At 36.3% G+C, this 13,099-nt stretch carries 14 protein-coding genes and 1 riboswitch; of the genes, 13 read left to right on the top strand and 1 reads right to left on the bottom strand.

The annotated features are described in order from the left end of the window. Positions 1–2 precede the first annotated feature (2 nt). From scpB to CUC15_RS10795, 13 genes are all read left to right on the top strand, one after another. A complete protein-coding gene (gene scpB, locus CUC15_RS10855) occupies positions 3–608 on the top strand; it encodes an SMC-Scp complex subunit ScpB (RefSeq protein ID WP_114916674.1) in 606 nt (201 codons plus the stop codon). A 92-nt stretch (positions 609–700) separates the two neighbouring features. Further along, positions 701–1,561 carry a superoxide dismutase gene (locus CUC15_RS10850; RefSeq protein ID WP_114916673.1) on the top strand — a complete coding sequence of 287 codons (861 nt, stop codon included), beginning with the start codon at positions 701–703 and terminating at the stop codon, positions 1,559–1,561. A 136-nt stretch (positions 1,562–1,697) separates the two neighbouring features. After that, positions 1,698–2,783, top strand: coding sequence for a D-alanyl-D-alanine carboxypeptidase family protein (locus CUC15_RS10845; RefSeq protein WP_114916672.1), 1,086 nt, complete (start codon positions 1,698–1,700; stop codon positions 2,781–2,783). Next, positions 2,777–3,364 carry a nucleoside recognition domain-containing protein gene (locus CUC15_RS10840; RefSeq protein ID WP_114916671.1) on the top strand — a complete coding sequence of 196 codons (588 nt, stop codon included), beginning with the start codon at positions 2,777–2,779 and terminating at the stop codon, positions 3,362–3,364. Before CUC15_RS10845 ends, CUC15_RS10840 begins: the two co-directional genes overlap by 7 nt. Continuing rightward, positions 3,364–3,894, top strand: a complete 531-nt coding sequence (locus CUC15_RS10835) for a spore maturation protein (RefSeq protein WP_114916670.1) — start codon at positions 3,364–3,366, stop codon at positions 3,892–3,894. The genes CUC15_RS10840 and CUC15_RS10835 overlap by 1 nt, the downstream gene beginning before the upstream one ends. A 101-nt stretch (positions 3,895–3,995) precedes the next feature. Continuing rightward, positions 3,996–4,736, top strand: coding sequence for a pseudouridine synthase (locus tag CUC15_RS10830; protein ID WP_114916669.1), 741 nt, complete (start codon positions 3,996–3,998; stop codon positions 4,734–4,736). A 58-nt stretch (positions 4,737–4,794) separates the two neighbouring features. After that, positions 4,795–5,367: a thiol-disulfide oxidoreductase ResA gene (gene resA, locus CUC15_RS10825; protein ID WP_114916668.1), complete on the top strand. Its 573-nt coding sequence runs from the start codon at positions 4,795–4,797 to the stop codon at positions 5,365–5,367. Positions 5,368–5,396: 29 nt separating this feature from the next. Further along, positions 5,397–7,040: a cytochrome c biogenesis protein ResB gene (resB, locus tag CUC15_RS10820; RefSeq protein ID WP_114916667.1), complete on the top strand. Its 1,644-nt coding sequence runs from the start codon at positions 5,397–5,399 to the stop codon at positions 7,038–7,040. A gap of 83 nt (positions 7,041–7,123) precedes the next feature. Beyond that, on the top strand, positions 7,124–8,314 hold the full coding sequence (gene ccsB / locus CUC15_RS10815) for a c-type cytochrome biogenesis protein CcsB (protein WP_114916666.1): 1,191 nt from the start codon (positions 7,124–7,126) through the stop codon (positions 8,312–8,314). Positions 8,315–8,755: 441 nt separating this feature from the next. Next, entirely contained in the window at positions 8,756–9,472 is a 717-nt protein-coding gene (locus CUC15_RS10810) for a response regulator transcription factor (protein WP_114916665.1), read from the top strand. Continuing rightward, on the top strand, positions 9,472–11,238 hold the full coding sequence (locus CUC15_RS10805; RefSeq protein WP_114916664.1) for an ATP-binding protein: 1,767 nt from the start codon (positions 9,472–9,474) through the stop codon (positions 11,236–11,238). Before CUC15_RS10810 ends, CUC15_RS10805 begins: the two co-directional genes overlap by 1 nt. Before the next feature lie 74 nt (positions 11,239–11,312). Further along, positions 11,313–11,493: riboswitch (cobalamin riboswitch) on the top strand. A gap of 203 nt (positions 11,494–11,696) precedes the next feature. Next, complete coding sequence (locus CUC15_RS10800; protein WP_114916663.1) at positions 11,697–12,125, top strand: DUF4430 domain-containing protein; 429 nt, start codon at positions 11,697–11,699, stop codon at positions 12,123–12,125. Between the two features lie 6 nt (positions 12,126–12,131). Then, a complete protein-coding gene (locus tag CUC15_RS10795; protein WP_114916662.1) occupies positions 12,132–12,647 on the top strand; it encodes an ECF transporter S component in 516 nt (171 codons plus the stop codon). Between the two features lie 152 nt (positions 12,648–12,799). Here CUC15_RS10795 and CUC15_RS10790 read toward each other — a convergent pair whose 3' ends face one another. Then, positions 12,800–13,045 carry a ferredoxin gene (locus tag CUC15_RS10790; RefSeq protein ID WP_114916661.1) on the bottom strand — a complete coding sequence of 82 codons (246 nt, stop codon included), beginning with the start codon at positions 13,043–13,045 and terminating at the stop codon, positions 12,800–12,802. Positions 13,046–13,099 lie beyond the last annotated feature (54 nt).

The raw sequence follows: 13,099 nt of genomic DNA, 5'->3' as shown, positions 1-13,099 counted from the left end.
TATTGGAAATTGGAGAAGTAAAAGCGATTATAGAAGGATTATTATTTGCAAGTGGCGATGAAGGAATTACCATCAAGCAATTAAGTAAGATTATTGATATCCAAGAATCGGCTGCGATTCATATAATTGAAGAATTAAAATATGATTACGAACATTCCAATCGTGGAATGATGATTATGCAATCACACGATGTTTTTCATTTAACGACAAAACCGGAACATAGCAATTATTTCAAGAAATTATTAGATATTCCGAAACAAACTCGCATGTCACAGGCTGCACTGGAAACTCTCGCAATTATTGCGTATAGACAGCCAATTACAAAAACAGAGATGGAAGAAATTCGCGGGGTGGGTAGTGATCGTGCGGTGCAAACATTACTTGCTAGATCTCTAATTGAAGAACTTGGCAGAAAAGATGCCGTTGGTAAACCAATATTGTATGGAACCAGTAAAGACTTTTTAACTTATTTTGGTCTAACCTCCCTGGAAGACCTACCAGCACTACCGGAAACAGAGAACACCGAAGAGATGACACAAGAAGCTGATTTGTTTTTTGAACGATTTGGTGATGAAATCGATTTAAGCAGCGATCAAGAAATGGAATAATATTTATTTTACATTAAATCCTTACATTATTTTCTATGTAAGGATTTTTCACATTTTATCTTGATAGGCATATGATTTAGAGGGGTGATAAGATGGATAACAACCAAGCATATTTGCAAGAGCTTAACAAATGGGCTGACGAAACAAAGAAAACATTAGAAATAGCAAATCTTCCAGAAAATCAAGGCTGGATCCAAGCTATCTCTGATTGGAAAACGAATGTAAATCGTTATTTAACCGAAGAGCAAGAAATCATGACAGAGGATTTGCAAGTTTTACACGATGAAGGACAAAGAATTCTAAACTCAATGGTCAATCATTATCAAATGGACAGTGTACCTTATGGTAAGCACCATTTGCCACCTCTTCCCTATGCTTATAATGCACTTGAACCGTATATAAGTGAAGAAATCATGCGTTTACATCATGATATTCACCACAAGGCATATGTTGATGGACTAAATAATGCTGAAAAAGCATTATATTTAAACCTAAAAGATAAGAATATTATTAGACATTGGCTCCGGGAACAAGCATTTAATGGTTCTGGTCATAATTTACACACGATATTCTGGTTAAATATGACACCAAAATCAACCAAGTACCCTATAAAAGAGATAAAACATCAACTAGATAAAGACATTGGCTCCTGGGAAAAATTTAGAGAATTATTTACAAATGTTGCCAGTTCTGTAGAAGGTGTAGGCTGGGCTGTATTACTTTGGAACCCAAGAAGCGGAAAGCTAGGGGTACAATCTTTTGAAAAGCATCAGCTCTTCCAGCTCGCTGATTCTATTCCATTACTTGTTCTTGATATGTGGGAGCATGCATATTACCTGCAGTACAAAACTGATAAAGCATCGTATATAAAAAATTGGTGGAATGTCGTGAACTGGGAAGATGTGAACAATCGCTTTTTAGAAGCAAAAAATGTGAAATGGAAGCTTTATTAACTCCCAGCCAATTTCGATTCACTTCATTTTCTTAGTTAGGTTCCCCGCAGGTACTGTCTATTTACTTAAATGATTCATAACCTATTTTATCCTGCATAAAATGTATGGACATCATATCTGTGGGAGGAAACCTACTATGCGAATGATTATAGGAATTTTAACAGTATTATTTGTTATCAGCATTTTTCCAGCTATCGGACAAGCAGCACCCGATGTCTCGGCAAATAATGCTGTTTTAATAGAGCAAAGTACTGGTAGAGTATTATATGAGAAAGCTGCTTACGAACAAGCATCAATTGCAAGTATTACAAAGATTATGACCGCACTGATTGCAATTGAATCTGGGAAAATGGATGAGAAGGCTAAAACAAGCAGGAAAGCAATTTACACGGAAGGCTCGTCTATTTATCTGGAGCAAGGGGAGAAGATGAAACTTGAAGACTTAGTTTATGGGTTAATGCTTCGCTCGGGAAATGATGCTGCTGTATCAATCGCAGAGCATGTTGGAGAAAGTGAAGAAGGATTTGTATTCTTAATGAATGAGAAGGCAAGATGGCTCGGAATGAATAATACAAATTTCGAGAACCCGCATGGTCTTGATTCGGACAACCATTATTCAAGTGCATATGATATGGCACTCCTCATGCGTTATGCAATGGAAAATGAGAAATTTAGAACAATAACTGGAGCAAATTCCTACCGTTCTGATAATCGTTCCTATAGCTGGATAAATAAGAATAAATTATTAACACAGCTCTATGAGCCAACAAATGGCGGAAAAACTGGTTTTACAAAAAAGACAGGGCGGACATTAGTTTCATCAGCTTCAAAAAACGGGATGGATCTAATTGTTGTTACATTAAATGCACCTGATGATTGGCGTGACCATATCAATCTATACGAGTGGGGATTCGAGCATTACCAGTTAGAAACGCTTAGTAAAGTAGGAAATGTTACATACAGGCTCAATAATAGTGAAGAAGTAACTGCAACTGTTGCTGAAGAAATTGAATACCCACTGACAGAAGATGAAAAAGAAAATTTGACTAAAAATACCTACTTACTTGATCAAAGGGAAGATAAGGAAATAATAGGAAGAACGGTCTTTGAATTAGGAGGAGAGCAATTGGTCGAAACTCCGCTCCATAGGGAAAAGCAGGAAAACATTGTTTCTTCAGTTTTAGCAAATTATAAGAAAATAACAGGAATTAGCAAATGGTAAATTTAATTTGGGCTTTCATGGCGATCGTTGGAATTGTTTATGCAATGTTTAATGGGACGATGGACGAAGTGAATAAGGCATTATTTGAAAGTGCAAATGATGCTGTGACGTTATCGATTGGGTTAATTAGTATCTTGGTTTTTTGGTTAGGAATTATGAAAATAGCAGAATCAGCAGGGATACTGAAAGCTTTATCTAAAGCTTTAATGCCAATTGTCAGCAGATTATTTCCAGAAATACCAAAGGGACACCCAGCAATGGGGTACATTCTGTCTAACATTACTGCAAATATATTTGGCCTGGGAAATGCAGCAACGCCAATGGGCCTTAAAGCAATGGAACAAATGAAGCAATTGAGTGGAACAGATACTGCCTCCAGATCAATGATCACTTTCCTGGCATTAAATACATCTGGATTAACTTTAATACCCACCACTGTTATTGCTATTCGGATGCAGTATGGTTCTGTATCACCAACCGAAATTGTGGGGACTACGATCATTACGACTGTTATTTCCTTAATCAGTGCCATCCTGCTTGATCGGCTTTTCTATTACCAAAGTATTAGGAGGAAGAAATAATGGCCATCATCACAGCACTAAGTACTTGGTTGATTCCATGCTTTCTATTGATTGTCCTCTCTGTTGCCTCCTGGAAAAGAATTCCTGCATATGAATTATTTGTAGAGGGAGGGAAGGAAGGTGTGAAAATGGCATTTTCTCTGCTTCCTTTTTTAGTAGGGATGATTGTATCCATTTCGATATTAAGAAGCTCTGGTGCGATTGATGCAATCATTAATCTTATCTCGCCAGTCCTTATGGCTATTGGGGTTCCACCTGAAATTGTCCCACTTGCATTTGTTCGGCCAATCTCAGGTACAGCTGCTCTAGGAATAACAACAGAGTTAATTAGTACCCACGGACCAGATTCCTTTATTGGCAGACTAGCATCAACAATGCAGGGAAGTATGGATACAACGCTTTACATATTAACCGTCTATTTCGGTGCTGTTGGAATTAAAAAAATGAAATATGCTCTAAAGGTTGGACTATTAGCTGATTTGGTTGGTATAATAACATCAATCCTCATTGTAAAAATGGTATTTGGATGATATATTTCTTTTTACAATGAAATAAGTCAAATGAGTAGCGTTAACTTATGGGGTTAGCGCTATTATTATGTAAGAAAAATTAAAGGAATTATGGTGATAAAATGACAGTCAATGAAGAAAGATTGCAAAAAGTAATCGCACAAAGTGGCATTACCTCTAGAAGGAAAGCAGAGCAGCTAATATTAGAAGGAAAAGTAAAAGTAAATGGACAAGTAGTTACTGCTTTAGGTACGAAGGTATCAAAAAATGACCAAATCGAAGTGAATGACGTTCAACTGGAAAAAGAAGCACATGTTTATTATATGTTATATAAACCTCGTGGGGTTATTTCTAGTGTAAGTGATGACAAAGGAAGAAAAGTTGTTACAGATTTATTGGAAGGTGTGACGGAGCGTGTTTTTCCGATAGGCAGATTGGATTATGACACTTCAGGGATATTGCTTCTTACCAATGATGGCGATTTCGCTCATCACCTAATGCACCCTAAATATGAAGTCGAAAAAGTATATGTTGCGAAATTAAAAGGAATTCCAACAAAACCGGAATTAGAAAAGTTAAGAAAAGGTGTTAAGGCAGAAAAAGATTTATTAAAAGCTGCAGACTATAATGTATTATCAGTCGATAAGACGAAAAACACAATGATACTGGAAATCAAATTACGTGAAGGAAAAAACCGTCATGTTAGAAGAATGATGGAGCAATTAGGCTACCCTGTAATGAAATTAAAAAGGGAACAATACGGGATGTTAACTTTAACAGGACTAAAACCAGGGAAATACCGTGCATTGACTCTAAAAGAAGTAAAACAAATTAGAAATCTAGCAAGTGAAATTGTTAAATAATAGTCAAAATTTAATCTTTACACTCATGGTATAATGGCGTGGGGAGGTTTTGGAACAAATGAGCTTGGATCAAATAAAAGATAAAAAAAGAAAGAAAAAAAGAAATCGGTTAATATTTAGAACTTCTATTTTAGTTGTTCTTCTTGGTGCCGCAGTATTTGCGCTAATATCTAACCTAAAAGCAGATAACACAATATACCGCACTGGAGACGTGGCTCCGGATTTCAAATTACAACAAATTAGTAATAATAATGAGTTGGAATCCGTTCAACTAAGTGATTTTAAGGGGAAGGGTGTAATGTTAAATTTCTGGGGAACTTGGTGTGAGCCGTGTAAGGCAGAAATGCCATATATGGAATCCTTATATCCAGAATATCATGATAAAGGAATAGAAATCCTTGCAGTTAGTTTGGATGGTACGGAACTCGCTGTAGATCGATTTATAGATGAATACGATTTGACATTCCCCGTTCCCTTCGATAAAACCGGCGAAGTAAAAGACCTATATAAAGTAGGACCGATACCAAGTACATTCTTTATCAATCCAGAGGGGGAGATAGAAGAAGTTGTAAACGGTGCCTTATCCTTAGAACGTCTCGAGGGGTATTTACAAGAAATTCAACCAAAATAGGATGGATGGCTTAACGATGGGGGATAGACATGAAAGAAATAAAATGTGAATGTGGGCATGTAAATCCTGTTGGTACTGTACTATGTGAGGCATGTGGAAGACCAATAGAGGGAAATCAGCACTTAGATGGAAATGATAATAAAAAATTACTAAATATGCGTTACGATGGGACAGCACGTCGCTCGCAAACGTATACTAAATCAATAATAGATAAAATTTGGAGTTTCTTTTCTTCAGTAAAAGTGGGTGTGTGGCTAATTGTTATCGCCTTAGTTGCGTCGATGGTTGGAACGATATTCCCACAAGAAATGTACATACCAGCAAATGCAATATCACGTGATCCTTCTATTTATTATGAGGATCAATATGGAATACTCGGTTTAGTTTTTTATCAATTAGGTTTTCATAATTTATATACTTCTTGGTGGTACCTAGTCATTATTGCTTTAATCGGGATTTCCTTAGTAATTTGTAGTCTAGATAGGTTTGTTCCATTATTTAAAGCTTTACGGCATCAAAAAGCTAAGAAACATTTAAGCTTCCTTAGTAGACAACGATTATTCAGTGAAACAGAAGTCGTGTCTAACAAGGATATCAACATATTAAAAACAAACTTAAAAAAGCAACGTTATAAGATTCAAGAAGAGAATGGGCATATTTTAGCCGAGAAAAGCAGATTTTCAAGATGGGGTCCTTACGTCAATCATATTGGTTTAATTATTATTTTGCTTGCAGCAATATTACGAGTTACACCTTTCTTCTATATGGAAGAATATGTTTGGGTTCGAGAAGAACAAAAGCCGATTGTCATTCCTGGAACTAAGGGGCAGTACTATATAGAAAATAAAGATTTTATATTAGAGACTCATAGTGAAGAGGATGAGAGATTTGAAGCGGCAATTGCTCAGGAAGGTATGATCCCAAGTAACTTTCAAACCGATATCGTAGTTTATCAAGGTGAGAAAGCAGTGCCTGGAGCAGAGGCTGAACTCGAACCAATTTTAGAAGACTCTGTTCGGATGAATGAACCAGCAAAATTCGATAAGTATACTGTATATCAATCGGGTTATCAACTAAACGAGTTTACTTCCATGACATTTAGAATCCATGAAACAGCTGATTCAGAAGAAGTGGCATTGGATACGTTCACTGTTGATTTAACTGCACCTGAATCAGAATATCATCTTGAAAACGGCTTCCGGGTGGTAGTTGATAAATATTATCCTGACTACTATCTTGATGATAAGGGAATCCCTGCATCTGAGACTAATTTCCCAAGGAATCCTGCATATGTCTTTATCGTTTATCCACCAAATAGCGATGCTGCTGAAGTTAGCTTCGTTGGAATTGGTAGAAACATAGATGCAACAGGAGAAAACATCTATAAATTAGGGATTGAGGATTTCGAAATGCATGATGTAAGTGGCCTTACAGTGAAATACGATCGTTCATTACCGTTATTCGGCATCGGTGCAGCAATCTTTATGATTGGCGTTATCCAGGGTATGTACTGGCAACACCGTCGAATTTGGATTCATCCTACAGAAAACGGCATATTAATGGCAGGGCACACCAATAAAAATTGGTTTGGAATTAAGAAAGATATCGAGAAAGCCATTGAAGGCACTAATGTTAATATGGTGGAGGACCAGCAAGAATTAGATGAAAAATAAAAACTCTCCCTGCGCTAATTGTGCAGGGTTAAGTATTCCAAATCAATTACTTCTTACATAGGTTTCAAGAGGGGGATTTATTAATGGACTTATTAAGCGTTAGTAGTGGAGCACTTTATACAGCATTCGTACTGTATTTAATCGCAACGCTTTTCTTTGGGGCAACGGTAAGAGATAAACGGACCGATAAGAAACAGCATACTACATCACAAAAAATCGGAATCACATTAACGATTATCGGGTTTCTAGGGCAGGTTATTTATTTTATTACAAGATGGATAGCAAGTGGCCATGCACCAGTAAGTAATATGTTTGAATTTATGACCTTCCTAGGAATGTGTATGGTTTTCGCATTTATTATCATCTATTTTTACTATAAATTGAGCTTTTTAGGGCTGTTTGCATTGCCAATTACAATGATTATTATTGCGTATGCAAGCATGTTCCCAACAGATGTCGCCCCACTTGTTCCTTCCTTACAAAGCCACTGGTTATATATTCACGTAACTACTGTTGCTTTAGGTCAAGGAATACTGTTTATCAGTTTTGTTGCAGGACTCATGTATTTAATTAAAGAAATAGATCAAACCGTGAAAAGTCAAAGCACGATGTGGCTGGAAATAGTTATTTATATTTTAGTCGTTTTTATTGGATTTATTGGAATAACGTCGGCTTTTAACCTGATGAATTACAATGCTGCCTTTGAGTATCCTTCTGGCGGAACTACGATAACTACAGAATATAAATTACCTCCTATTGCTGGTCCAAACGAAGGAACACTAGTAACGGAAGGTGTTATGGAACCGTGGTTTGAAACACCTGGATGGCTACAAGGTGAAGATGCAGGACGCAAATTTAATACGGTCATATGGTCACTAATTTCTGGAACTATTTTATATGGACTTGTTCGATTAGTAATCAGAAAAAGAATCGGTGCAGCGATTCAACCGCTCTTTAGAAATGTTAAAGCAGATTTATTAGACGAAATTGGTTATCGCTCTGTGACGATTGGTTTCCCTGTATTTACTTTAGGAGGACTAATTTTTGCGGCAATTTGGGCGCAAATCGCCTGGGGAAGATTCTGGGGATGGGATCCAAAAGAAGTTTGGGCCCTAGTAACTTGGTTCTTCTACGCAGCCTATCTGCACTTAAGACTCTCAAGAGGCTGGCACGGGGAAAAATCCGCCTGGCTCGCAGTAATCGGATTCGGTATTATCATGTTCAACCTAATTGTCGTTAACTTAGTTCTAGCAGGCCTACACTCATATGCATAGAAAGAACATTAGGTTAACTGTGAACTAGTGCAGCGATGATTTCCGCTGCGGACAGTTGCGCACATTAGGCCAACAGTCATATGAGAGAGAATACAAATATAACCTAGTATAGTTAGACCTATAAATAAGAAATAGTAACATTCCCGCTATCCCAGCGGAGAAAATACACGTAGACTACTGCGGGAGGAAGGGCCTCGGTGAGATTTCGAATTGCGCTAGCACAAGAATGCTAACCAGCCCCCCTAAGGTGCACGAAGTGTATTTTCAGAGCGACTAGCCTGAGAGCAAATATCATATATAAAACAGCAACAAGTGATGTAATTGGGCATATTCATAGGCTTTACAGGCGGAGTATCATATTGATGCTTCGCCTGTTTTCTTATACAATTTGTTGTAAATCGTTTATACTTTAAGTAACAGTTGAGATTAGGGGGAACAAACATGGATTCAGAAACAAAGATATTAGTCGTTGATGACGAAGAGAGAATTCGTAGATTAATACGGATGTATTTAGAGAGAGAAGATTATATTGTTGAAGAAGCAGATAACGGTAAAGACGCTCTAGAAAAAGCATTAGCAGATGAGTACGATGTCATTTTATTAGATATCATGATGCCAGAAATGGATGGAATTGACGTATGCCAAGAACTAAGGAAAGAAAAGGCAACTCCGGTAATAATGTTGACAGCTAAAGGGGAAGAAGCAAATCGAGTACAGGGATTTGAAGTCGGTGCTGACGATTATATCGTTAAACCTTTTAGCCCTAGAGAAGTTATATTGCGTGTGAAAGCATTGCTCCGCAGAGTCTCTACAGCTAAATTTAATAATACCGATGTAGCAACAAAAGACATTCTAGTTTTTCCACATATTACGATAGACCATGATGCACACCGAGTAACTGCTGATGGTCAGGAAGTGACCTTAACACCTAAAGAGTACGAGTTGCTTTGTTTCCTAGCTAAATCTCCAGATAAGGTTTTTAAAAGGGAGCATTTATTAAAGGAAGTATGGCAATATGAATTCTTTGGTGATTTACGTACAGTTGATACGCACGTAAAACGATTAAGAGAAAAATTGAGCAGTGCTTCTAAGGCTGCAGCTAAAATGATTGTAACTGTTTGGGGTGTTGGTTATAAATTTGAGGTAGATGAAGAGTGATGATTTGGCGTAGTGTAGTCGGTAAGCTTGCTATTACAATTTTTGTTCTATTTAGTTTTGTACTATTTATTTTATCTATTTTTTTGCTGGAATTTTTTAAGAATTATCATATTAGCGAAGCAGAAAAAGACATGATGCAAACCGCATCAAAAGTTTCACTATTTGCTGACCAACAATCAGATAGAAATTATATTCAAGAAACAACAGAGCTTATTAAGACTCCAGCCAGTCGTGTTGCCATTGTGTATCCTGATGGGGAACTATGGGTATCCAATACTAGCTCAAGAGATTTAAAGAAGTTTAATGAAACATGGATTGAAAACGAGCGAGATTTGTCAGAGGTTATCATATCAGATAAAAAAGTTCAAAAAGAAATTATGCTTCCTGATAACGAAATGGAAATAATTATTGTTGGTGAGCCGTTATTGGACAATGGGGCAATATTTGTTTATCAGTCACTAGAAGTTATTGACCAAACGGAAGCGGAAACTAGCAAGATAATTATTCTTGCAGGTGGAATTGCGCTTATACTTACTACCTTTTTTGCAATTTTCTTGTCAACTCGCATATCTTCACCATTGATAAAAATGCGTGAGGCAGCTTCAAATTTAACGCGTGGTGAATTCGATACAAAAGTTCCTATTTTAACTAATGATGAAATAGGAGATCTTGCAAAAGAATTTAATCGTATGGGAATGCAACTTAAATTCCATATCAATGCTTTGAGGCAGGAAAAAGAGCAATTATCAAGTATTGTAAGCTCCATGGCGGATGGTGTTGTAACACTTAATAGAAATGGAGATATGGTTGTAACTAACAAACCTGCAGATAAATTTATAGAGAATTGGTATTTTGAAAATAACATTAAAGTAAATAGTAAGGAATTACCGACGGAACTCAATGAAACATTGCAATTAGTTATTAGTGACGAAAAAGAAGCCTTGCGTGAAATAAATCTTCAAGGAAGAAATTATGTAATGTTAATGACTCCCTTATATGATCAATCCTATGTAAGAGGTGCCGTTGCCGTAATCCGGGATATGACGGAGGAAAGACGATTAGATATACTGCGGAAAGACTTTATTGCTAATGTTTCTCATGAGCTTCGAACACCGATTTCTTTACTTCAAGGATATAGTGAAGCAATTGTAGATGATATTGCCGAGAGTAAGGAAGATAAAAATGAACTTGCAAAAATCATTCACGAAGAATCATTAAGGATGAATCGACTGGTCAATGAGTTATTAGATATCGCTCAAATGGAAGCTGGTCATATTAAGCTCAATATCGAAAAGGTCGATCTTGAAAGCTTTGTACAGCGAATTATGAAGAAATTTCAAGGACTTGCAAATGATAATCAATTGGAGTTATCTCTAAAAGAGGATTTTTCAATACCGAATGCTTCTTTTGATCCAGATAGAATCGAACAGGTATTTACAAACTTAATCGACAATGCAATTCGTCATACTAGCGAAAATGGATTTGTTAATGTAATCGTCAAAAATACGGAAAACGAGTTGTATGTAGCAATTGAGGATAATGGTAGTGGAATACCTGAGGAAGATTTACCATTTGTTTTTGAACGATTCTATAAGGCAGATAAATCTAGAACTAGAAACAATCAGAAAAAAGGAACAGGCTTAGGCCTAGCCATTGCTAAAAACATTATCGATACCCATAATGGGTTACTAAATGTAAAGAGTAAATTGAATCAAGGAACAACTTTTAGCTTTATTATCCCGCAACGAAACAATAGCAAATATTAATTAGTTGAATGATTCTGTGATATCTTTTCAATCTATCCAACATATGATATGATACACTTGTAATTTTAACTTAATATAAGATATTGAATTTTGGTGTTGATGCTTAATAGGGAATCTAGTGAAATTCTAGAACTGTCCTCGCAACTGTAATTGATTTACGAAATAAGCAAGACCACTGTATGGCAATCATATGGGAAGGGCTTAGAGTAGGATAATATCAAAAGTCAGTAGACCTGCCAAGTTCGATTGTTTCAAGTGCTTCGAGGAAAAAGCAAAAGGGACATTAGGGTTCATGCAATGCAAGGATTGCTTTGATTTCGTATGTTTAAAAGCTATCTTCTTGATGCGAAGATAGCTTTTTTAGTTGTTATTCACATGAACAAAGTGTGCTACTAAACGATATTTGCTTTATTTTCTACATACTTAAAAATACAAATATGATAAAAAGGGTGAGCAGTATGAAAAAGTGGTTGTATCCGATAATTACTTTATTTATGGTAGTAGGTTTATTAATTGGTTGTTCATCAGAAGAAAGTGAGAACAATAATACTACCGTAAGCACGAATAATACCTCACAATCAGAAGAGGTTGCTGAAGATTCCGTTCGAATTACGGTTTCAATCAATGATGGGGAAGAGTTTGTAGACGAGAAAGAAATAGTTATCGAGGAAGGTGACATTTTAATGGATGTCATGGAGAAAAACTTCTATATCGAGACAGAATTTGATGGAACTTTTATTACATCAATCGAACGAGTTGCAGCTAGTGAGGAGGACAAGACTGCTTGGATGTTCTTTGTAAATGATGAAATGGCAACTGTTGGAGCGGCAGAATATGAATTGACTCCAGGGGATAAAATCGTCTTTGATTTACAGTCATGGGAATAATTACCATTGAATACGTATAAGTTAACACTGCTCGCACTTCTGGCGGCACTGGCAATTGCAGGCAGGCTTGTATTTCAAATCATACCAAATGTACAACCAGTTACGTCGCTAATTATTATTTGTGGGATATTACTAGGACCATTATCCGCTTTTATTCTAGCAATCCTAACAACATTTTTATCAAATATGCTGTTAGGTATGGGAATTTGGACAATATGGCAAATTATTTCATGGGGATTAATTGGCCTATTAAGTGGCATCTTAAGTAAATTCTTTAAAAAGCTTCCATTATATGTCATCGTAATTTTTGCTTTCTTTAGTGGGTATTTATATGGTTTTATTATTTCACTCACAACGTATCAAGTAACCGGTCACTTCTGGCCATATTATGTTGCAGGACTGCCTTTTGATACAAGTCATGCGATAGGTAATGCCATTTTTGTGATTATATTTTATCCAATAATCTCTTCTTTAATGAATAAATACGCAGCAAATCGATTCTCATTTCGAAATACCAATTAGACTCTAATTGGTATTTTTTTTGAATACAAGCCATTAGATCACACTTAGTTGCACTTAAGTAGGTAAGAAAGTCGTTATGCTTTCTTACCTACCTGTTTAAATCACTTTTTAAAATGGCCTAGATAACGTATAATAATTTCATATACTAGTCATTACACGTTAGTAGGCTCTTTATTGAAAGGTATATCAGAAATTTTAATGGAATCAGTTGGACACCCTTCATAAGCATCGTAAAGGTCGTCTACTAGTAATCTGGAAATTTTCTTTGTCCCTGTATTTCCATCAATTAAAACGTATGAGAGGCCTTCATCGTCGTAGCTGAATATTTTGGGAGCAGCAGCCCCACATGCACCGCAAGCAATACATGTCTCAATATCTACGATTGCAAATTTTGCCATTGCTTTTCCTCCTTACATAGAAACAATCTTCAAAAATTCACATCTTATTATCTA

This window comes from Oceanobacillus zhaokaii (genome assembly GCF_003352005.1).
In the GTDB taxonomy this organism is placed as follows: Bacteria; Bacillota; Bacilli; order Bacillales; family Amphibacillaceae; genus Oceanobacillus; species Oceanobacillus zhaokaii.
The sequence above is the reverse complement of the archived record's forward strand: the minus strand, read 5'-3'. Positions and strand labels throughout refer to the sequence as shown.

What these genes read in the sequence shown, in the direction of transcription:
- CUC15_RS10850 (WP_114916673.1), top strand. Translation starts at nt 701, where the DNA reads ATGGATAACAACCAAGCATATTTGCAAGAGCTTAACAAATGGGCTGAC.
- CUC15_RS10845 (WP_114916672.1), top strand. Translation starts at nt 1,698, where the DNA reads ATGCGAATGATTATAGGAATTTTAACAGTATTATTTGTTATCAGCATT.
- CUC15_RS10840 (WP_114916671.1), top strand. Translation starts at nt 2,777, where the DNA reads ATGGTAAATTTAATTTGGGCTTTCATGGCGATCGTTGGAATTGTTTAT.
- CUC15_RS10835 (WP_114916670.1), top strand. Translation starts at nt 3,364, where the DNA reads ATGGCCATCATCACAGCACTAAGTACTTGGTTGATTCCATGCTTTCTA.
- CUC15_RS10830 (WP_114916669.1), top strand. Translation starts at nt 3,996, where the DNA reads ATGACAGTCAATGAAGAAAGATTGCAAAAAGTAATCGCACAAAGTGGC.
- resA (WP_114916668.1), top strand. Translation starts at nt 4,795, where the DNA reads ATGAGCTTGGATCAAATAAAAGATAAAAAAAGAAAGAAAAAAAGAAAT.
- resB (WP_114916667.1), top strand. Translation starts at nt 5,397, where the DNA reads ATGAAAGAAATAAAATGTGAATGTGGGCATGTAAATCCTGTTGGTACT.
- ccsB (WP_114916666.1), top strand. Translation starts at nt 7,124, where the DNA reads ATGGACTTATTAAGCGTTAGTAGTGGAGCACTTTATACAGCATTCGTA.
- CUC15_RS10810 (WP_114916665.1), top strand. Translation starts at nt 8,756, where the DNA reads ATGGATTCAGAAACAAAGATATTAGTCGTTGATGACGAAGAGAGAATT.
- CUC15_RS10805 (WP_114916664.1), top strand. Translation starts at nt 9,472, where the DNA reads ATGATTTGGCGTAGTGTAGTCGGTAAGCTTGCTATTACAATTTTTGTT.
- CUC15_RS10800 (WP_114916663.1), top strand. Translation starts at nt 11,697, where the DNA reads ATGAAAAAGTGGTTGTATCCGATAATTACTTTATTTATGGTAGTAGGT.
- CUC15_RS10790 (WP_114916661.1), bottom strand. Translation starts at nt 13,045, where the DNA reads ATGGCAAAATTTGCAATCGTAGATATTGAGACATGTATTGCTTGCGGT.